We start from the raw sequence: 19,320 nt of genomic DNA on the forward strand, positions 1-19,320 counted from the left end.
GCGCCGATCAGGCGGCGGACGTGAAGACGGGCAGGTAGCCGCTCGCCTGTCCGGTGGCGGTCGGGTGGTAGGACTCGCCGATGTTGGTCCAGTTGACGCTGTGCAGCCAGGACGAGCCCGAGCAGATCTCGTGCCCGCTGAACGTGGTCGTCACGTCGCCGAAGGTGAAGCCGTAGTCGGCGGCGCGCTTGGCGGTGGTGGAGTTGAGCAGGTCGGCCGCGCTGTTGATGGCGGACCGCTCGGTGTCGGAGAGCCCCGCGAGGCAGGACCCGCCGATCTTGTAGAAGCGGGGGTAGCCGAGGACCACCACGTGGGCGGCCGGGGCCTTCGCGCTGATCGCCGAGTACACCTGGCCGAGCTTGCCGGGCAGGGTCGAAGTGACGTAGGCACGCGCCTCGTTGATCCGGGACAGGCACGTGGACTCGGAGTAGAGGACGCAGGTGGTCATGACGTCGGCGAAGCCGGCGTCATTGCCTCCGACGCTGATGGAGACCAGCCCGGTTCCCGAGCCGAGCGGGCCGAGCTGATTGGCCAGGACATCACCCGTACGAGCACCCGAGCACGCCTTGAAGTTGAAGCTGGAGGGTGAGTGGGCCGCTGCCCACAGGGCCGGGTACGCCTTGGTCGAGCGCTTGCAGTCGCCGCTGGTGCTGTCGTAGCTGCCGGCGCCGACCCCCGAGGAGTACGAGTCACCGAGGGCCACATAGCCCGTGGCGGCCAGAGTTGTGGGGGTGTCTGCTGCCTGAGCGGCGCCCGCCCCGGTGAGGGCGGCCGTCGTGGCGAAGAGGAACGAGGTCACGTATGCCGCAAGTCGGAAACGTCTCATGGAACCTCCCTTAGCAGGATCTCTGCCACAACTGTGGTAGCACGCCACAGAGTTACCGGGAAGTACCGGAGCCCGACATTCGCCCGCCGTTCATTACAGGTGCATGTCAGAACAGGTTCTTGTCCGACATACCCTCAACTCCCGCGCTCTACGCCCGTAGAGACGGCGGGAAGCGAGCCGCCCCCGGAAGCTGATCATCCGTCAAGTGTCCGACAGGAAAACGCAGTTACCACAGAACCCATCCCATCCCCGCCGCATCTTGACGCCGCCCCCGCCGCTGCGCGACATTGAAGCCCGGCATCCGGCGCGTCGGGGGGCAAAGTCGCCAATGCAGACCATAGGCATCAAGCCGTCGTCATCCGGCGGTTCGGGCGCGGGCCCGGCGGACGGACCGCCGGGCACTGACGCGTGGTACCTGCTCGCGGGGGCGGGCGTCGTCGCGGGGGCGGCGGGCCTGATCCTCGCGCTCTCGGGCGCCGAATCGCCGCTGCGCGGCCCGCTCGCGCTCTTCTTCCTGCTCGCCGCGCCCGGTGCCGCGTTCGCCGCGGCCCTGCGCGGCCTCGACCCATGGGCCCGACTCCTCACCTCGGCGGCCGGCGCGGTCGCCGTGGTGATGCTCGTGGCCCAGGGCATGCTCGCCACCCACCGCTGGTCGGTGAACGGCGGGGTCATCGCGGTGGGCGCGCTCAGCGCCCTCGCCTTTCTTCTCCAGTGGGCGATCCGATCCGTTAAACGGATGCGCAAAATCCGCTAGCGGGACGCCAGTTCAGGTAAAGCCCAAAACAACAAAAACGTGAGGCCTCGTTCCAGGTCTTGCCATACAGTCACAATCATCAATACCGTCGTACATCCACCCGCATCGGTCCATCACGCAATGCGATCTAGGGGAGGGCTCAAGATCGCGACGGATCGGGGCGGGGCGCGGTAGGGGGGTGCCGTGCTCGGTGAGCCGCGAGTTTCTCAAGTCTGGGTCGCCGAGTCGCGTGCCGCGCGGCCGGTCCGAACAACCGGTGTGTATTGCCAGCTCACCCGGCCTGTACGGAGATCAATTCTGTCATGCCGTAAGTGAGAACCCCCCTTTCGAACCGGATATCCAGCCGGACCGCCCGGGGGCGGGCGGTCCACCGGACGAGAGGGACCAGACTCATGAGCAGCTCTGCTGTGCGACCGGTGATCCCCGATGACGAGGATCAGCCGGCGCGCATACCCGCCCACTACCGGGCGATCTCCACGCACCTGGCCATCGCGCCACGGGTGAGCGTGGTCATTCCCGCCATGAACGAGGCGGAGAATCTTCCGTACGTCTTCAAAACACTGCCGGAATGGATCCACGAGGTCGTCCTGGTCGACGGGAATTCGACCGACAACACCGTGGAAGTGGCCCGTGAATTGTGGCCGGAAGTCGTGGTCGTACCGCAGCACGGAAAGGGCAAGGGGGATGCCCTGATCACCGGTTTCGAGGCGTGCTCCGGCGACATCATCGTGATGGTCGACGCGGACGGTTCGGCCGACGGCCAGGAGATCGTCAGTTATGTCTCCGCACTCGTCTCCGGCGCCGATTTCGCCAAGGGATCACGCTTCGCGAACGGCGGCGGCACGGACGACATGACGCCGATCCGCAAACTCGGCAACTGGGCGCTGTGCTCGGTCGTCAACGCCAAGTTCGGCGCCCGCTACACCGACCTGTGCTACGGGTACAACGCGTTCTGGCGGCACTGCCTCGACGAGATCGACCTCGACTGCACCGGGTTCGAGGTGGAGACCCTGATGAACATCCGGGTCGTCAAGGCGGGCCTGAAGGTGCAGGAGATCCCGAGCCACGAGTACCTCCGGATCCACGGGGCCAGCAATCTTCGGGCCGTGCGGGACGGGTTGCGGGTGCTGAAGGTGATCCTTGCCGAGCGGTCCAATCGGCGGGCTCGGCGGCGGGCCACCCCTTCGCGGCTCAACCTGGTACGGGGGGACGGGTCTTGACCGGGCGTCATGCGCGCGGGTCGCGGGGCTCTGCCCCGGACCCCGCTCCTCAAGCGCCGGAGGGGCTGGATGTGCCGGAGGGGCTGGGAACACCAAGCGTCTCCGTCGTCATCTGTGTGTACACGGAAGACCGCTGGGGCGACATTCTCGACGCCGTCGCCTCTGTGCGTGCGCAGTCGTGTCCTGCCCTGGAGACCCTGCTCGTCGTGGATCACAACCCCGCGCTCCTCGGGCGGCTCGCCATGGAGTTCAAGGAGGTGGCCGACGTCCTGGTGCTCGCCAACGCCGGGCCACGCGGCCTGTCCGCCGGGCGGAACACCGGGATCGCCGCCTCGCGCGGGGAGATCATCGCGTTCCTCGACGACGACGCCGTCGCGGAGCGGGACTGGCTGCGGCACTTCGCCGACGGGTACGCCGATCCGAAGGTGATGGCCGTCGGCGGGCGCACCGAGCCCATCTGGGCGTCGGGGCGCCGGCCCGTCTGGTTCCCCGAGGAGTTCGACTGGGTGGTGGGCTGCACGTACAAGGGGCTGCCGCGCGGCAAGGTGCGGGTGCGCAACGTGCTCGGGGGCAACGCCTCGTTCCGGCGCACCGCCTTCGCCGCGGCGGGCGGCTTCGCCACCGGCATCGGGCGGGACGGCGACAAGCGTCCGCTGGGCTGCGAGGAGACGGAGCTGTGCATCCGCCTCAGCCGCGCCAGACCGGACGCGGTGCTGCTCATCGACGACCGCGCGGTGATCCACCACCGGGTGCCGGCCGGGCGGGAGCGGTTCGCCTACTTCCGTACGCGGACGTACGCGGAAGGCCTGTCCAAGGCGCTCGTCGCCCGAAGTGTCGGCGCGGGCAAGGGACTTGAGAGCGAGCGTGCCTACACGAGCCGGGTGCTCCCGGCGGGCGTGGCCCGTGGTCTCCGGGACTTCGTGCGCGGCCGGGCAGGTGGCGCGGGGCGGGCCGGGGCCATCGTGGCCGGAGTGGCGGCGGCGGCCGGTGGGTACGTTCTCGGGAGTTTCCGGGCGCGGAGCGGGGGCTCCGCGACGTTCTCCGTGGTGGAGATCGACCGGAGCGAGGGGGAGACGGGGGCGGCGGCATGAGCGTGCGGCAAGGGACGTCCGACGGGGTGCCCGTCCCCATCCTGATGTACCACGCGGTCGCCCACGAGCCGAGCCCGGCGACACGTGAACTCTCCGTCTCCCCCGGGCAGTTCACCGAGCAGATGGAACTGCTCGGCGCGCTCGGATACACCCCGCTGACCACCGCCGCCCTCGCCGGGATCTGGCGTGGCGGCGGCCGGGTGCTGCCCGACCGGCCGGTGCTGATCACGTTCGACGACGGCTACGAGGGCGTGCACCGGCACGCCCTGCCCGCCCTCGCCAAGCACGGGTTCGCGTCCACCCTGTTCGTCTCGACGGGATGGCTGCGCGGCCCGTACGACACCGGGGGCGGGCTCGACACGATGCTCGACTGGGAGCAGGTGCGGGCGCTCGCCGCCCAGGGCGTCGAGATCGGCGGGCACAGTCATACGCATCCGCAGCTCGACCAGGTCGACGACGGAGACCTGGAGTTCGAACTGCTGCACTGCCGGGAGATCGTCACCGAGGAGCTCGGCGCGCAGCCCGTCTCCTTCGCGTATCCGTACGGTCACTCCGACCGACGGGTGCGCGGGGCGGTGCGCGCGGCCGGGTTCGCCCAGTCGCTCGCCGTAGGCAACGACCTCGCCCGCCGCCGCCAGGGCCCCTACGCCCTGCGACGGGTCACCGTGCGCCGCTCGACCGGTATCGCCGAGTTCGAGCGGCTCGTCGAGGGCCGTGCGATCGGCCGTCATTTCGCCAGGGACCGTGCCCTGTCCAAGGGGTACGCCGTGGTCCGCAGAGCCCGACAGGCCCGCCGGAAGGCAACCCGTACCCGTGTCTGACACGACCACCACCCCTCAGGCCGCACCGACCGACGCCGCGGGCGGGCAGGCGAGCGCGCCGTCCGGTCGCAGACTCAGGCTGCCCGGCATGGGCCGCGGCAGGAAGGGCAGCAAAGACGGCATGGGGTCCGGGGGACGGAATCAGCTGTTCCGCAACGCCTATGCCCTGATGCTGAACACCGGTATCTCCGGCGTCCTCGGCGTCGGCTTCTGGCTCGCCGCCGCGCACTACTACACGGCGGACGCGGTCGGGCAGGGCTCGGCGGCGATCGCGGCGATGAAGTTCCTCGCCGGGCTCACCGCCGTGACGCTGACCGGCGCGCTGGCCCGCTTCATCCCGATCGCCGGGCGCGCCACGGGCCGCTTCATCTTCCGTACGTACGCGGGGAGTTCGGTCGCGGTCGCGGTCGCCGCGGTGGTGTTCCTGCTCACGCTCGACGTGTGGGGGCCCTCGTACCGGTTCCTGCACGGGCCGCTGAACGGTCTCGGGTTCATCGCCGCCGTCGTCGCCTGGTCCCTGCTCACGCTCCAGGACGGCGTCCTGACCGGGCTGCGCAGCGCGCTGTGGGTGCCGGTCGGCAACACCGTGTTCTCGCTGGTGAAGCTGGGGCTCCTGGTCGCGTTCGCGACGGCGCTCGCGACGACCGGTGTCTTCGTGTCGTGGGTCGTCGCCATCGCGTTCTCGGTGCTGCCGCTGGGCTGGCTGGTCTTCCGCCGCCTCGTGCCGCGGCACATCGCGGCCACCGGCGACAAGGCCGAGCCGCCGACGCTGCGCGAGATGGGCCGCTTCCTGGCGGGCGACTACACGGGCTCGCTGTTCTCGCTGGCCGTCGTCTACCTCGTACCGGTGATCATCGCCTCGCAGGTCAGCTCGGCCGACAACGCGTACTTCTACATCACCACCACGATCGGCGGCACGGTCAACCTGCTGGCGATCAACATGGGGGCCTCGCTGACCGTCGAGGGCTCGCACGACCCCGCCCAGCTCGCCGCCAACACCCGTGCGGCGCTGCGCCGGATGGCCCGCATCATGATCCCGATCTGCGGGCTCCTCTTCCTCCTCGCGCCGTACGTGCTGCACGTGTTCGGGCAGGACTACGCGGACGCGGCGACGCCGCTGCTGCGCTGGTTCGCGGTCGGCGCGGCACTGCGCGTGGTCATGGAGACGTACTTCGCCGTGCTGCGCGCCCAGAGCCGTACGTCCGGACTCGCCTGGCTGCAAGGGCTGTTGTGCGTCCTGGTGCTCGGTCTCACGCTGCTCCTGCTGCCCCGGATGGGGCTGACCGGCGCGGGCGTCGCCGAGATCTCCTCGCTCGCGGTGATCGTGGCGATCGCGGCGCCGAAGCTGTGGCGTGTGGTGCGCACCGTTCCCCCGGCGGCGCCGGTGGACGGGGTGGCCGCCCCGGACGGCGACCTGGCCGATCTGGGCACGCCGAAGGCGCAGGTGGGCGCGGCGGAGAAGCAGGGTCCGAAGTGGGCGCTGCGCGACGCGATGGACTCCGACACGCTGCATCTCGCGGTCCAGCTCAACCTGGACCACCAGGAGCGCAGGCCCGATCTGCGGCTCGGCCCCGTGACGCCGCCGCGCGGCGAGCACCTGCCGACGTGGGCGCTCAGGACGCCGCTGCCGGGGCAGCGTTCGGCGCCGCCCGCCAAGGACCCGGAGGCCCCTTCCGAGGCCCCGGAAAGGTCCGAGGGGTCCGAGGGGTCCGGGGCGTCCGGGGGGTCCGAGGGGTCCGAGACGTCCACGACCGCCGCCGCCTCCGCCTCGGCCTCTGCCTCTGCCTCTGCCTCGCAGGCATCGAGCGACGGACACGCCGAGGACGGCTCCGGAGTGCCCGGCGCGCGCGACACGGTCGATCTGTCGCCGGGCCCGGCCGCCGCGCAGGAGCCGGACTCCCCCGCCGCCGAGACCGGCACCGCCGTGCGCGAGCCCGAACCGGCCCTGTCCGTAGGAGAGTTGGGCCTGCCGACCGCGCCGCCGAAGGAGCGCGCGCGCCTGACCCCGGCCGTCGTCGTCCTGTCCCTGCTGCTCGTCGCCGCACTCGGCCTGTACTGGGGCCCGGTTCTCGGGATGAGCGACGCCGATCTGGCGGACATGGGCGGGCTCGGCCTGATCTCCGTCCTGCCGCCGATGACGCTCCTCGGGGCCGCGCTCCTCATCGGCGTCTTCGGCTCCCTGCTCTGGCTCGAACGCCCGCACAAGCGGCTGCTGTTGCTCACCCTGCTCGCCACGGTCGTCTCGCTGCACGCGCTGCCCGCCGTCATCGAGACGGAGCCCCGGTTCGCGACGGCCTGGCAGCACCTGGGCTTCATGGACTACATCGACCGCACGGGCTCGGCGGTGCCCGACCTGGACGCCCGCTGGAGCTGGCCGGGCTTCTTCGCCGCGGCCGCGTTCCTCGCCAAGGCCTGCGGTGTCAGCGATCTCACCGAGGTCATCCGCTGGTGGCCGATGACCATCCAACTCCTCTACCTGGCACCGATGTTCCTGCTCCTTCGCTCGGTGCGGGCGAGCTGGAAGGCCAAGTGGACCGGCCTGTGGATCTTCGTGCTCAGCGGCTGGGTGGGGCAGGACTACTTCTCGCCGCAGGGATTCACGTATCTGCTCTATCTCGTCTTCGTGGCGATCCTGCTGGTCTGGTTCCGGGCGCCGCGCGTGCTGTGGACCAAGCGGCGCCCCGGCGAGACGGAGGTCGAGCCGACGGACCGCCGGCAGCGGGCGGTGCTCCTCGTCGTCCTGATCGGCCTGTTCGCGGCGACGGTCCCGGCCCACCAGCTGACCCCGTTCGTGATGCTGGGCGTGCTCGCCGTCCTGGTCCTGGTCGGCCGCTCCGAACTGCGTGGCCTGCCGCTCCTGTTCGGTGTGATCGTCGCCGTCTGGCTGGGCTTCCTCGCGGAGCCGTACTGGTCGGGTCACTTCAACGACCTGTTCGGCGGCGTCGGCGGCGTCGGCGGCAATGTCTCCTCCTCGGTCTCCGGCCGTATCCAGGGCGGCAGTTCGACCCACAAGCTCGTGCTCTACGTCCGCGTGCTGCTCGCCGGCGGCGTCATGGCGTTCGCCTGCTGGGGCTGGTGGCGCCGGCGCGACTGGAAGTACCGCGAGCGCTCCCTGGTCGTCCTGACCTTCGTGCCGTTCCTCGGTTTCGGCATGCAGTCGTACGGCGGTGAGATGGCGCTGCGCGTCTTCATGTTCGCCCTGCCGGGCGCCGCCCTGCTCGCCGGACTCGCGCTGTTCCCGCGCACCGGGGTCACCGCGAAGGAGCGCGACAGGGACCGGATCAGCCTGGCTCCGCTGGCCGCGGTCCTTGCCGGGCTGCTGCTCATGGGCGGCTTCCTGGTGGCCCGTTGGGGCAACGAGCCCTTCGAGCGGATCCGGCCCGGCGAGGTCGCCGCGATGGACTACGTGTACGCGCACGACAAGCCGACCGTGCGCCTGCTGTGGATGAGCAACGACACCCTCGACAACGTCACGCCGGCCATGCCGTGGGGCGCCCGCGACATGGAGAAGGTCCAGTACGTGCCGACGCTCGCGCCGCCCGACCCGGTCCTGGTCGGCAGCCTCGTCAAGGCGCTCAAGGACGCGGGCCCGAACTCGTACCTGATGATCAACGAGAGCCAGGTCGTCTATCTGGAGATGGACGTCGGCTACTCCAGGACGTGGAAGACCCGGCTCGTCCAGAACCTCGACGCACGGCAGGAGCTGAAGAAGGTCTACGCCAACGCGGACGTGACCATGTACCAGCTGCGCAAGCAGCCGTCCGGCAAGGTGGCGAAGGCCGATCCGGGCCCGATCGGCCCGCAGGTCACCTGGACGCCGTGGTCGGTGGTGGGCGCGCTCGCGGCGCTCGCCCTGATCGTGCTGCTCACCGCCCGTGAGGTGGTGCGGGTGGCGGCGCGGCCCAGCATGCGTCAACTGCGGTGGTTGCAGAGCACGTTCTGGTTCTCGCTGCCGCTGCTCGCGGTGGTCCTCGCGTCGCTGGTCCAACGGTTCATCACGATGGGCCTGCAATAGCGGGTCCGGCGGCCGGGTGCGGTGCCCCCTGCCCGGGGGCACCGGGGGCGCCGTCTCACCGCTTGAGCCACTTCACCTCGTAACCCTGCATCTCGAACCGCTTGCCGTCGATCTTCGCGCTGATCGGCCGGTTGAGGGTGTTCACGACGAGGACGGCCTTGTCGTCGGCGATGACCCGGACATTCGGCACGTCGTCGGCGGCCACCGGCACCGTCTCGAACGTCGTCCCGGGCCCGAACTCCTCGTTGAACCGCGACACCAGGTCGTACATCGGCAGCGGTCCGCCGCCGGACGCCGCGTCCGTGGGCCGCCACAGGCAGCCGGCGCAGGAGTCGCCCTTCTCGTCCATGGGGTTCCAGTAGAACCCGGACGTGGCGCCGCCCTTCGACATCGCGATCATCCCGGAGGCCTGCACGGCGACGCGGTGCGGCTCGCTCCAGCCGTCGCGCTCGTCCTTGCTGTCGGCGGGCTCGACGTAGTACTCGGACCACCACAGCGGCAGATCACCGGTCTGCTGCTCGATCCACTTGCCGACGGCCGTGAACTTGTCGGTGGCCTTGAACTCGTTCGGCAGCATCTCGTCGTCGTTCGTGTAGCTGGAGCCGTCGACGACGACGAAGTCGGCGCCCGCCTTGTTCTCGTTCCAGTACGTGAAGGCGTCGAGGATCCGCTGGTCCATGCGCCCCCAGGGGCCCTTGACCGTGTCGGAGGCGCCGTCGGTCTGCTTCGGGTCGAGGCTGTCCATCACCAGGTAGGGGCCGCCGACCATGATGTCCTTGTCGACCTTCTTCAGGGCCTTGTAGACGAGGTTGTAGAGCTTCGTGTAGCCCTCGTAGTCCCAGCGGCCCTCCGCGTCGTTCCAGAACCCCTTGAACTCGTTCCAGACGATGAAGTGGCGTACGTACGGGTACCGCTTGGCGACCGTCGTCGCGAGGTTCGCGTAGTCCTGGAAGTGCTCGGGGTCCGGCGCCTTCTCCAGGTTCCGCTGGCTCCAGTCCGTGTTGCCGACACCGGCCTTGCCGCCCTTCATCCAGTCGGGCGCGCAGCACAGCGTGACGACCGGGGTGCCGCCCGACTTGCGGATGAAGTCGATCCGGCGGTCCATCTCCTCGAACTGGTAACGCCCCTTCACCGGCTCGGGGTTGTTCGCCCCCCAGCCCATGACGTGCTGGATCTGCGGCATCGGCCGCTTGCCGATGAGCTGCTCCGCGCGCTCGACGGCGGCGGACGCGCCCTCATCGGCCGAGTACTGGGTGTGCGTGAACCCCCAGCCCACCTCCGGCCCCAGCTTCTTGGGGGGCTCGGCGGGTGTGCCGTGCACCTTGTCACCGTCCGGCGTCGTGCCGGCGGTTCTCGTCCTGTCGTCCGGAAGCGTGCTGATCACGGTCAGCACCAGGGCCAGTACGGCCATCCCCACGCCGAGCAGGGCGATGAGCCGCCATCGCCGTGCCCCCGAATCCCACCCATGACGTCCCATCAGGGACAAGGGTAACGAGGGCAGTTGGCGGAGGGACAGGCTCCGTTGCCACAGCCTCGTAACGAGCTCCGGGGCGAGCGTCGTCGCGTGGTACGGGCGGGACGCGCCACGACGGGCCCTGGGGAAATCCCGTGCGGGCGGGGCCTCCGTGCCGGATCATGGCCGCATGTCTGCGAACCCTTTCGACGCGTTGCAGGTCCGGCTGGGCGTCGACGACAGCGACTCGCCCGCCGATGTCGTCGACGCGCTGTTCCTCGGCCGCTTCGCCACGGGCGAGCAGCCGCACTCGCACGCCGTCAACATCGACCGGGTCCGCTCCGGCGCCACGCTGCTGCCGCCCGACGCCCGCATCCTGCGCTCCGCGCGCGACGACGACCGCAGCGCGACGCTCGCCGAGGGCGAGGGATGGACGGTCCTGATCTCCCGCTGGAACCGGGGCGCCGACGTCACGGTGACGGCGACGACCGCCGAACTCGCCGAGCGGATCCTCAAGTCGGCGACGGACGGCGCGACCGACGAGCCCGAACCCCAGCCGGACAACGTGACGATGGGCTTCTGGTACGTGTCGCCGCGGCGCGGCCCGCACCGCACGACACGGCAGATCTCGGCCGGTACGTGGGACGAGGTGCGGCCCAACTACACGGCGCCCGTCGCCGAGGCGATGGACCGGCTGATGAAGACGCGGCCCGAGGACATCGCGGGCCGCCTCCTGCTGCTGCACGGGCCGCCCGGCACCGGCAAGACGTCCGCGCTGCGCACGCTGGCCCGCTCGTGGCGGGACTGGTGCCAGGTCGACTGCGTCCTCGACCCGGAGCGTCTCTTCTCCGACGTCGGCTACCTCATGGACATCGCGATCGGCGAGGACGACGGCTCCGCGAAGGGCCGCTGGCGGCTGCTGCTCCTGGAGGACTGCGACGAGCTGATCCGCGGCGAGGCCAAGCACACGGCGGGTCAGGCGCTCTCGCGCCTGCTCAATCTGACCGACGGGCTGCTCGGGCAGGGCAGGAACGTTCTGGTGGGCGTGACCACCAACGAGGACCTGGAGCGGCTGCACCCTGCGGTGGTCCGGCCCGGGCGGTGCCTCGCCCGTATCGAGGTGGGGCCGCTGACCCGCGCCGAGTCGGTGAGCTGGCTCGGTACGGAGGAAGGGGTCGGGCGGGAGGGGGCGTCGCTGGCCGAGCTGTACGCCCTGCGTCGCGGGGTGTCTCCGACGGCGGTACCGGATCAGCGGGGCTCGGCTGAGGCGGGGTTGTATCTGTGACGGGACCGTGGTCAAGGGTTCGTGTGCGGGCCGGTGGGGGCTGGTCGCGCAGTTCCCCGCGCCCCTGAAATGCAGACGCTTCGCGTCGCATTTCCCCGATGAAGGCAAGCGGCGAAGCCGCAAGCCTTCAGGGGCGCGGGGAACTGCGCGACCAGCCACGACGAAACGCGCACCCGGCAACCACACCTACAGGTACGCGGCGCGCACCGCCTCCCGGGCAGCCGCGAGCGCCGCTTCCTCCGACAGACCGAGCCGCCGAACCCGCTCGGCAAAGACCCGCGCCGCAGCAGCCGCCTCCCGAGAAGCCGCGTCCCGAGCGGACGCGACGAACGTTCCGTTGCGGCCCCGCGTCTCGATCACCCCGTCCGCCTCCAGCGCCCGGTACGCCTTGGCCACCGTGTTCGCGGCGAGCCCGAGTTCCTCCGCGAGGCCCCGCACCGTGGGGAGCTTGTAGCCGACCGGCAGGGCCCCGCCCCGGGCCTGCTCGGAGATCTGCGCCCGCACCTGCTCGTAGGGGGCGGCGCTGTCGGCACTGTCTGCAATGCGGATCTTCAAGGTCACGCGGACGATTGTCCCGCAGCCGCGGAAAATGGGAGGCACCCGGGCGCGGACGGCGCGTAGCGTGCGGCGACATGACCGTGATCGTCCGCACCCTGAACCCGTCCGACCCCGCGGACACGGCCGGCTTCGCACGGGTGCGCCGGGCCTGTCTCCCGGCGATGCTCGCGACCCCGGCGTCCGTCGCGTACGAAGCGGCGCGGGCCCATCCCGACGCCCACTACCGCCAGTTGCTCGCGGTGGACGGCGCGGGCACCGTCATCGGTACGGCGCAGGTGGGCATCGCGTACGAGAGTCCGGAGCCGGGCCAGGGCTACGCCAACGTGTATGTGCACCCGGAGCATGTCGGGCAGGGCGCGGGCACACTCCTGCTGCGCACGGCCGAGGCGCATCTCGCCCAGCACGGTGCGACGGAGGTGTTCTGCTGGGCCCTGGACGGGCCGCGGAACCTGGCGTGGGCGGCGGCCCGCGGCTACCGGCCGAGCCGCACCGCGCACTTCCTGCGCCTGGAGCTGACGGATGACGCACTGCCGCCGCTCCAACCCCCGCCCAGCGGGGTGGAGTTGTGCACGGCGGCGGACTTCGCTGCCGATCCGCGGCCGCTGTTCGCGGTGTACGCGCAGACGGTGGCGGACGAGCCGGGCGACATCGCGGCCGAGCTGACGGACTACGCCGCCTGGACGGAGCAGGTCTGGCGGCATCCCCTGTTCCACCACGAACTGACGTCGGTCGTCGTCAGGGACGGCCGGCCCGTCGCGTTCTCCGTCGCGCAGACGGACGGAGACGGCCGCTACTGGTCGGGCATGACGGGCACGGCCCGCGCGTTTCGCGGCTGGGGCCTGGCGAAGCTCGCCAAGAACGACTCGCTGCACCGGGCCCGCGCGGCGGGCGTCTCGGTGGCGTACACGGGCAACGACGCGGACAACGCGCCGATGCTCGCGATCAACAAGTGGTTCGGTTACACGCTCGACGCGACGGAGGTCCGCCATGTCCGCACCCTCGATGCCTGACACCTCTCTCCAGGTCCGCCTGGTCAAGGCGGGGCGCACGAAGATCAGTTACCCGGCGCTGCTGCTGCACGACGACGGCGAGCGGGTCACGGTGCGCGCCGAGTGGGCGGGCGAGGGCGTGCGCGACTTCGGCTTCGTCCGCTTCGAGCCGGGCGACGTGTTCACCGAGCACTACTGGCGCGACCGCTGGTACGCGATCAAGGAGGTGCGGGCGGGGGACGGCACGCTCAAGGGCTGGTACTGCGACATCACGCGCCCGGTGGTGCGCGACGCCGAGGGCGATCTGCGCTCCGAGGACCTCGATCTCGACCTGTGGGTGTCCGCGGACGGCTCGCAGGTGATCCGCCTGGACGAGGACGAGTTCGCCGAGAGCGGTCTCGCCGGGCGTGACCCGGCCGCCGCACGGGCGGCGACGCGGGCCCTGGACGAGCTCGAGCGCCTGGCGCGGCAGGGCGGTTTCGCCGCTCTGCTCGCATGAACCGCCGTGCCACGCATTTCCCCGTCGTGACAACCGCCACTGACAATTGCGCTTCGATGAGCAACCCTCCGGGAACAGGTCTACAACGGCACCACGTTGAAAACCGTGTAGGTACAGGAGGCACCATGCGCCGAGTGACCACGCACAAGCGGACCGGAGCCAGCGCCCTCACGCGCCGGCTGCGGGACGTGCAGGAGGAAGCGGCCGAGCGCGGGCGCGAACGGCCGGAAGTGCGCAAGGACGTGCGCAAGACGTGGTGGCCGGACGAGTAGGAGGACCGGTCACATGACGTCCAGACCCAGCCGCTTGCGGTAGTGGATGCGGTCGTAGGGCCCGTCGACCCGGCGTTCCACGACCTCGTACCCGTACCGCGGATAGATCTTCTGGTTCTCCCACATCAACGCGTTGGTGTAGAGCCGGACTTCGGGCAGTCCGAGGGCGCGCGCGTGCTCGTCGACGAAGCCGAGCAGGCGGCGGCCCACCCCTCGCCCGTGGGCGTCGGGGTGGACCGCGATGCTGTCGAGGAAGAGATGGTCCTCGTACGCCTCCACGACGACCAGGCCGCTCACCGTGGCGTCCCCCTCACCTCCTGTGACGTACACGAGACCCGCCGCCACGTTCGCGGCGTGGTCCGCCTCCATGGGCTGGGGCACCACCCCGATGCGGTCGATGTAGTGCCCGTACGCCGCGTCGGTGACGGCCTTGACGGCCGGCACGTCGGCGGCGCTCGCCCGGCGGACCTCGAATCCTGCGTTCTCGCTGCTCATGCCGCCTTTTCTACGTCACTGCCGCTCCCCCGCACCACCAGCTTCCGTACCAGCGGCCAGGCCACGACGACCAGCACGATCCCGTAGACCGTCACGGAGAACGGGGTGTCGACGAGGCCGCTGACGTGGCCGTCGCTGATCTGGAGGGCGCGGCGCAGCTGCTGTTCGGCGTTCGGGCCGAGGATGACGCCGATGACGGCGGGCAGGACGGGCAGTCCGTAGCGGCGCATGCCGAAGCCGATCAGGCCGATGACCAGCAGGATGACGAGGTCGAGGGCCTCGCCGCCGACCGCGTACGCGCCGACCGCCGCGAAGAAGAGGATGCCCGCGTACAGGTACGGGCGCGGGATGCGCAGCAGCTTCGCCCAGACCGGGGCGAGCGGCAGGTTCAGGGCCAGGAGCAGCACCATGCCGACGAACAGCGAGGCGATCAGGCCCCAGACCAGTTCCGGCTCGCGTTCGAAGAGCAGCGGTCCCGGCTGGATCCCGTACTGCTGGAAGGCGGCCAGCATGACGGCGGCGACGGCGGTCGTGGGCAGGCCGAGGGTGAGCATGGAGACGAGGGTGCCCGCCGCCGACGCGGACGAGGCCGACTCGGGTCCGGCGACGCCTTCGATGGCGCCCTTGCCCCACTCGTCCTTGTGCTTGGAGAGGCGCTTCTCGGTCACGTACGACAGGAACGTGGGGATCTCGGCGCCGCCCGCGGGGATCGCGCCGAACGGGAAGCCGATGAGCGGGCCGCGCAGCCAGGACTTCCAGGTGCGCTTGACGTCGGCGCGGCCGAGCCAGGGGCGGCCGACGGGGATGGCCTCGCCGCTCGTGCGGCGCAGGTGCGCGGCGACCCACAGCGCCTCGCCGATCGCGAAGAGGCCGACCGCGACGATGACGACGTCGATGCCGTCGGCGAGCTGCAACGAGCCGAAGGTGAGCCGCTGTTGGCCCGTCATCTGGTCCAAGCCGACCAGGCCGATGGTGAGTCCGATGAGCAGCGAGGCGAGTCCGCGGACGCGGGAGGAGCCGAGCACCGAGGTCACCGCGATGAACGCGAGGACCATGATGGCGAAGTAGTCGGGCGCGCCGATGTCGACGGCGAGCGAGGCGACCTTGGGCGCGAGGGCGACGAGCAGGATCGTGCCGATCATGCCGCCCGCGAAGTGGCCGATGGCGGCGGCCGCGAGGGCCTGCGCACCACGCCCGGACTTGGCCATGGGGTTGCCCTCCATGGCGGCGACCACGGCGGCGCTCTCCCCGGGGGTGTTGAGCAGGATGGAGGTCGTCGAGCCGCCGAACATGGCGCCGTAGTAGATGCCGGCGAACATGATGAACGCGCCGGTGGGTTCGAGTCCGTACGTCACCGGCAGGAGCAGCGCGACGGCCATGGCGGGGCCGATGCCGGGGAGCACGCCGATGGCCGTGCCGAGCAGGACGCCGATCGCCGCCCACAGCAGGTTGACCGGGGTGAGGGCCGTACCGAAGCCGTCCATCAGGGAGTTGAGGGCATTCATGACGTCACAGCACTCCCATCAGGGGGCCGCCCGGCAGCGGAACGCCGAGCAGTTGGTCGAAGACGACGTACGTGAGCAGGGAGAGGACGGCGGCGATCAGCGGGTCGCGGTCGAGCCGGCGGCTGCCGAGCGCGTAGGCCGCGCCCCAGAACAGCAGTGCGCCCGCGACCGGGAAGCCGATCGGTTCGATGAGGACGGCGGCGCCGAGGAAGACACCGGCGAGCAGCAGCACCGTGCGCCAGTCGGCGGGTTCGGTGAGGTCGACGTCCTCGCCGCCCTCCGCCTCGCCGCGTCCGCCGCGCAGGACGTCGACGGCGAGCAGAAGGGCGACGACGAGCAAGCCGACGCCGACGACGACGGGCACGGTCTTCGGTCCGACGGGGCCGCGCTGGGTGATCTCGACGTTCATGGTGAGGGCGTCGGTGAGGACGAGGACGCCGAGCGCCAACAGCATGGCGCAGACGCCGAGTTCGGAGTGCTCGCGCAGCCAGGAGCGGCGCGCCTCGGGGACGGGGTTCACAGGCCCAGCTCCTTCAGTACGGAGACGACGCGCTTGTCCTGGGCGTCGAGGAAGTCGCCGAAGTCGTCGCCGGTCAGGAAGGCGTCGGCCCAGCCGTTCTTCTTCAGCGACCGCTTCCACTGCTCGGAGGCGTGCAACTTCCGTACGAGGTTGGTGAGTTTGGCGCGCTGGGTGTCGCTGAGTCCCGGCGGGGCGACGATGCCGCGCCAGTTGGTGAAGTCGACGTCGTAGCCGGACTCCTTCAGCGTCGGACCGTCGAGGCCGGGGACGCGTTCGGGTCCGGTGACGGCGAGGAGCCGCAGTTCGCCGCTCCTGATCTGGTCCAGGTACTCGCCGACGCCGGAGACACCGAAGGCGACCTTGCCGCCGAGGATGGAGGCGAGGAGTTCGCCGCCGCCGTCGAACGGGATGTAGTTGACCTTCCTCGGTTCGATCCCGGCGGCGCGCGCCATCAGCATCGGCGCGAGGTGGTCGGGCCCGCCGGGCGAGGAACCGCCGCCGACGGGCAGCTTCCCGGGGTTCTCCTTCCAGGCGTCGATGAGCCGGCCGATGTCCTTGTACGGGGAGTCCTTCGCGACCACGACGACATCGGCCTCCTCGGTGAGGCGGGCGATGGGGGTGGTGTCGGCGAGCGTCTTCGGGGAGTGGTTGGAGCGGGCGGCGCCGACGACACCGAGGCCCATGGACATCGCGAGCCTGCCGTTGCCGTGCTCGCCGACGAGCCGGGCGAGGCCGACGGTGCCGCCGGCGCCCGGCAGGTTGAACACCTCGATGTTGTGGGTGAGTTCGGCGTCCTCGGCGTTCTTGGCGGCGGTGCGCGCCGTGATGTCGTAGCCGCCGCCGGGCGTGTTGGGGACCATGAGGCGCAGGCCGGGGATCTGCGTGCCGGTGTCGGCGCCGCTGCCCGCGGTGAGCAGCGGCGGCCCGACCAGGACGAGCAGCGCGGCCCCGAGCAGGGCGAGGGGTGTGCGCAGGCGCACGTGGGCCACCACCTTGTTCTGGGTTCTCGGAAAGGGCTCTCGGACGGGGGTACGGCCGTGTGAGGTGGCCCACATGTTGCCTACGCGTGAACCGGCTGTCTCTCTTCCGCAAGCAACGGACGTTGTGGTCCTTGTGGTCGCGCGCCTACCCTGCGCCCGTGACGAAGGTGCTGGTCGTGGACGACGACTTCATGGTCGCCAAGCTGCACAGCCGCTATGTGTCCGCGATGGACGGGTTCGTGGTGGCCGGGGTGGCGCACAGCGGCGCGCAGGCGCTGCGGGCGGCGGAGGAGTCGCGCCCCGATCTGGTGCTCCTGGACGTGTACCTGCCCGACATGGACGGCATCGACGTCCTGCGGGAGCTGCGGGCCGCCGAGGAGCGCGATCCTTCCCGTACGCCGGTGGACGCGCTGTTCATCACGGCGGCGCGGGACGCGGAGATCGTCCGGGCCGCACTGCGCGCGGGCGCCCTGCACTACCTCATCAAGCCGTTCAACAAGGCAGCGCTGCATGAGCAGTTGACACATGTGGCGGCGCTGCGGGCCCGGCTCGACGATCTGGACGAGGCGCGCCAGGAGGACGTCGACCAGATCTTCGGCGCCCGTCCGCCCGGCTCCCGCGAACTGCCGAAGGGCCTCGCGGCGCACACGGCGGACCTGGTCGAGCGCACGCTGCGGGCCCACCCGCAGGGCTTGTCGGCGGCGGAGTGCGCCCAGGAGGCGGGCTCGCTGTCCCGGGTGAGCGCGCGCCGCTACCTGGAGTTCTTCGCGGAGACGGGGCGGGCGCGGGTGTCGCTGCGGTACGGCGGGACGGGGCGTCCCGAGCGCCGCTACCGGTGGGTCAGCCGGTCTCTCTGATCGGAGTCTGAGCCCGGCCTTAAGGGCGCCATAAAGATCGACTCAGACCCCTCACAGGGGCGGACCGGCGCGATGTCGCGGGCTAACTTCCTTGTCATCGGGGCTCGTTCGCCGCAGCGGACGAGGCCTCCCCCCACCCCTGTGCCACCGATCGAGGAGTACTCCCATGCCCGCACGCCGCAGCCGCAAGCTCACCGCTCTCGCCGCGACCGGCGTCGCCCCGCTCGCCCTGACCGTCCTTTCCGGCACGCCCGCCGCGGCGCACGGCACGCTCGGCGACCCGGTCAGCCGGGTCGCGGCCTGCTACGCCGAGGGCGCCGAGAGCCCCACGTCGGCGGCGTGCAAGGCGGCGGTCGCCGCGGGCGGCCCGCAGGCCCTGTACGACTGGAACGGCATCCGCGACGGCGAGGCGGCCGGCAAGCACCAGGAGAACATCCCCGACGGCAAGCTCTGCTCGGGAGGCGCGGACGAGTTCAAGGGCATGGACCTGGCCCGTGACGACTGGCCCGCGACGAAGGTCTCGGCGGGCTCGTACACGTTCAAGTACAAGGTGACCGCCCCGCACAAGGGCACCTTCAACCTCTACATGACGAAGCAGGGCTACGACCCGTCGAAGCCGCTCGCCTGGTCCGACCTGGACCTGGAGCACCCGGTCGCGACGAAGACGGACCCGGCCGCCGAGGGCGGCTACTACACGTTCTCCGGCACGCTCCCGGACCGCTCGGGCCGCCAGCTGATCTACGGGATCTGGCAGCGCTCGGACAGCCCGGAGGCGTTCTACTCCTGCTCGGACGTGACGTACGGCGGTTCCGCGGCGGGGTCGTCCGCCCCCGCCGCGTCGGCCGAGCCCTCCGCGCCGTCCGACGAGCAGATCGCCGAGGACGCCGACAAGTCGACGGTCGACCACAGCGGCATGGACATGGGCGGTGACGCGACGCACGAGCCCGCCGAGTCGCAGCCCCCGGCCCCGGCCGCTGCCGATGCCAACTCCCCCGCCGCACAGGGTGGTTCGGAGAACCTGGCGGAGACCGGCGGCGACTCCGCCACCCCGTACATCGCGATCGGCGGCGCGGCCGCCCTGGCGATCGGCGCGGCGGGCCTGTTCGCGTCGGTGCGCCGCCGTGCGATGACGGGCGGCCGGCACGGCCGCTGACCCGCCCCGCCTGAACGGACCGGCTGC

The 19,320-nt window shown here is 70.9% G+C and carries 18 protein-coding genes; 11 read left to right on the forward strand and 7 right to left on the reverse strand.

Going from position 1 to position 19,320, the window contains the following annotated elements:
• Nucleotides 1–7: 7 nt before the first annotated feature.
• Nucleotides 8–826 (reverse strand): SGNH/GDSL hydrolase family protein, encoded by an 819-nt coding sequence (locus AB0L37_RS34310; protein WP_365514612.1) that lies wholly within the window; start codon nt 824–826, stop codon nt 8–10.
• A gap of 328 nt (nt 827–1,154) precedes the next feature.
• Here AB0L37_RS34310 and AB0L37_RS34315 point away from each other — a divergent pair, with 328 nt between their 5' ends.
• The 5 genes from AB0L37_RS34315 (at nt 1,155) to AB0L37_RS34335 (ending at nt 8,727) form a co-directional block, all read left to right on the forward strand.
• Nucleotides 1,155–1,580 carry a hypothetical protein gene (locus AB0L37_RS34315; RefSeq protein WP_365514614.1) on the forward strand — a complete coding sequence of 142 codons (426 nt, stop codon included), beginning with the start codon at nt 1,155–1,157 and terminating at the stop codon, nt 1,578–1,580.
• 392 nt (nt 1,581–1,972) lie between these two features.
• Nucleotides 1,973–2,800: a glycosyltransferase family 2 protein gene (locus AB0L37_RS34320; RefSeq protein WP_365514617.1), complete on the forward strand. Its 828-nt coding sequence runs from the start codon at nt 1,973–1,975 to the stop codon at nt 2,798–2,800.
• 83 nt (nt 2,801–2,883) lie between these two features.
• Nucleotides 2,884–3,891, forward strand: a complete 1,008-nt coding sequence (locus tag AB0L37_RS34325; RefSeq protein ID WP_365514715.1) for a glycosyltransferase family 2 protein — start codon at nt 2,884–2,886, stop codon at nt 3,889–3,891.
• A complete protein-coding gene (locus AB0L37_RS34330) occupies nt 3,888–4,712 on the forward strand; it encodes a polysaccharide deacetylase family protein (RefSeq protein WP_365514620.1) in 825 nt (274 codons plus the stop codon). The genes AB0L37_RS34325 and AB0L37_RS34330 overlap by 4 nt, the downstream gene beginning before the upstream one ends.
• Nucleotides 4,705–8,727: a lipopolysaccharide biosynthesis protein gene (locus AB0L37_RS34335; RefSeq protein WP_365514622.1), complete on the forward strand. Its 4,023-nt coding sequence runs from the start codon at nt 4,705–4,707 to the stop codon at nt 8,725–8,727. Before AB0L37_RS34330 ends, AB0L37_RS34335 begins: the two co-directional genes overlap by 8 nt.
• A 55-nt stretch (nt 8,728–8,782) precedes the next feature.
• Here the strand turns inward: AB0L37_RS34335 and AB0L37_RS34340 are convergent, their stop codons facing one another.
• A complete protein-coding gene (locus tag AB0L37_RS34340; protein ID WP_365514624.1) occupies nt 8,783–10,204 on the reverse strand; it encodes a xylan 1,4-beta-xylosidase in 1,422 nt (473 codons plus the stop codon).
• Between the two features lie 166 nt (nt 10,205–10,370).
• Here AB0L37_RS34340 and AB0L37_RS34345 point away from each other — a divergent pair, with 166 nt between their 5' ends.
• Nucleotides 10,371–11,465, forward strand: a complete 1,095-nt coding sequence (locus AB0L37_RS34345; RefSeq protein WP_365514627.1) for a DUF5925 domain-containing protein — start codon at nt 10,371–10,373, stop codon at nt 11,463–11,465.
• Nucleotides 11,466–11,651: 186 nt separating this feature from the next.
• Here the strand turns inward: AB0L37_RS34345 and AB0L37_RS34350 are convergent, their stop codons facing one another.
• Nucleotides 11,652–12,026, reverse strand: coding sequence for a GntR family transcriptional regulator (locus tag AB0L37_RS34350; RefSeq protein WP_365514630.1), 375 nt, complete (start codon nt 12,024–12,026; stop codon nt 11,652–11,654).
• A gap of 71 nt (nt 12,027–12,097) precedes the next feature.
• Between AB0L37_RS34350 and AB0L37_RS34355 the strand changes: the two genes are divergently transcribed.
• The 3 genes from AB0L37_RS34355 (at nt 12,098) to AB0L37_RS34365 (ending at nt 13,783) form a co-directional block, all read left to right on the forward strand.
• The gene (locus tag AB0L37_RS34355) at nt 12,098–13,033 is read left to right on the forward strand and encodes a GNAT family N-acetyltransferase (RefSeq protein WP_365514633.1); all 936 of its coding nucleotides are present in this window, start codon (nt 12,098–12,100) and stop codon (nt 13,031–13,033) included.
• On the forward strand, nt 13,011–13,511 hold the full coding sequence (locus AB0L37_RS34360) for a DUF402 domain-containing protein (protein ID WP_365514636.1): 501 nt from the start codon (nt 13,011–13,013) through the stop codon (nt 13,509–13,511). The genes AB0L37_RS34355 and AB0L37_RS34360 overlap by 23 nt, the downstream gene beginning before the upstream one ends.
• A 125-nt stretch (nt 13,512–13,636) precedes the next feature.
• On the forward strand, nt 13,637–13,783 hold the full coding sequence (locus AB0L37_RS34365) for a hypothetical protein (protein WP_365514639.1): 147 nt from the start codon (nt 13,637–13,639) through the stop codon (nt 13,781–13,783).
• Nucleotides 13,784–13,792: 9 nt separating this feature from the next.
• On the opposite strand, the gene AB0L37_RS34370 is transcribed toward AB0L37_RS34365, so the two are convergent.
• From AB0L37_RS34370 to AB0L37_RS34385, 4 genes are read right to left on the reverse strand one after another with little or no spacing between them, the layout of a single operon-like run.
• Nucleotides 13,793–14,278 (reverse strand): GNAT family N-acetyltransferase, encoded by a 486-nt coding sequence (locus tag AB0L37_RS34370; protein WP_365514642.1) that lies wholly within the window; start codon nt 14,276–14,278, stop codon nt 13,793–13,795.
• A complete protein-coding gene (locus AB0L37_RS34375) occupies nt 14,275–15,783 on the reverse strand; it encodes a tripartite tricarboxylate transporter permease (protein WP_365514644.1) in 1,509 nt (502 codons plus the stop codon). The genes AB0L37_RS34370 and AB0L37_RS34375 overlap by 4 nt, the downstream gene beginning before the upstream one ends.
• A gap of 4 nt (nt 15,784–15,787) precedes the next feature.
• Nucleotides 15,788–16,303, reverse strand: coding sequence for a tripartite tricarboxylate transporter TctB family protein (locus AB0L37_RS34380; RefSeq protein WP_365514647.1), 516 nt, complete (start codon nt 16,301–16,303; stop codon nt 15,788–15,790).
• Nucleotides 16,300–17,283, reverse strand: coding sequence for a tripartite tricarboxylate transporter substrate binding protein (locus AB0L37_RS34385; RefSeq protein WP_365514649.1), 984 nt, complete (start codon nt 17,281–17,283; stop codon nt 16,300–16,302). Before AB0L37_RS34385 ends, AB0L37_RS34380 begins: the two co-directional genes overlap by 4 nt.
• A 158-nt stretch (nt 17,284–17,441) precedes the next feature.
• Here AB0L37_RS34385 and AB0L37_RS34390 point away from each other — a divergent pair, with 158 nt between their 5' ends.
• Together AB0L37_RS34390 and AB0L37_RS34395 are read left to right on the forward strand one after the other, a co-directional pair.
• Complete coding sequence (locus AB0L37_RS34390) at nt 17,442–18,140, forward strand: response regulator (protein ID WP_365514653.1); 699 nt, start codon at nt 17,442–17,444, stop codon at nt 18,138–18,140.
• Nucleotides 18,141–18,306: 166 nt separating this feature from the next.
• Nucleotides 18,307–19,293, forward strand: a complete 987-nt coding sequence (locus tag AB0L37_RS34395; protein ID WP_365514656.1) for a lytic polysaccharide monooxygenase — start codon at nt 18,307–18,309, stop codon at nt 19,291–19,293.
• The last annotated feature ends 27 nt before the right edge of the window (nt 19,294–19,320 follow it).

Source organism: Streptomyces sp. NPDC052225 (assembly GCF_040679615.1).
Taxonomy (GTDB): Bacteria; Actinomycetota; Actinomycetes; order Streptomycetales; family Streptomycetaceae; genus Streptomyces.

Excerpts from the sequence above, each read along its gene's own strand:
- AB0L37_RS34320 (WP_365514617.1), top strand. The coding sequence starts at position 1,973 with ATGAGCAGCTCTGCTGTGCGACCGGTGATCCCCGATGACGAGGATCAG.
- AB0L37_RS34310 (WP_365514612.1), bottom strand. The coding sequence starts at position 826 with ATGAGACGTTTCCGACTTGCGGCATACGTGACCTCGTTCCTCTTCGCC.
- AB0L37_RS34315 (WP_365514614.1), top strand. The coding sequence starts at position 1,155 with ATGCAGACCATAGGCATCAAGCCGTCGTCATCCGGCGGTTCGGGCGCG.
- AB0L37_RS34330 (WP_365514620.1), top strand. The coding sequence starts at position 3,888 with ATGAGCGTGCGGCAAGGGACGTCCGACGGGGTGCCCGTCCCCATCCTG.
- AB0L37_RS34365 (WP_365514639.1), top strand. The coding sequence starts at position 13,637 with ATGCGCCGAGTGACCACGCACAAGCGGACCGGAGCCAGCGCCCTCACG.
- AB0L37_RS34345 (WP_365514627.1), top strand. The coding sequence starts at position 10,371 with ATGTCTGCGAACCCTTTCGACGCGTTGCAGGTCCGGCTGGGCGTCGAC.
- AB0L37_RS34340 (WP_365514624.1), bottom strand. The coding sequence starts at position 10,204 with ATGGGACGTCATGGGTGGGATTCGGGGGCACGGCGATGGCGGCTCATC.
- AB0L37_RS34375 (WP_365514644.1), bottom strand. The coding sequence starts at position 15,783 with ATGAATGCCCTCAACTCCCTGATGGACGGCTTCGGTACGGCCCTCACC.
- AB0L37_RS34370 (WP_365514642.1), bottom strand. The coding sequence starts at position 14,278 with ATGAGCAGCGAGAACGCAGGATTCGAGGTCCGCCGGGCGAGCGCCGCC.
- AB0L37_RS34360 (WP_365514636.1), top strand. The coding sequence starts at position 13,011 with ATGTCCGCACCCTCGATGCCTGACACCTCTCTCCAGGTCCGCCTGGTC.
- AB0L37_RS34395 (WP_365514656.1), top strand. The coding sequence starts at position 18,307 with ATGCCCGCACGCCGCAGCCGCAAGCTCACCGCTCTCGCCGCGACCGGC.
- AB0L37_RS34355 (WP_365514633.1), top strand. The coding sequence starts at position 12,098 with ATGACCGTGATCGTCCGCACCCTGAACCCGTCCGACCCCGCGGACACG.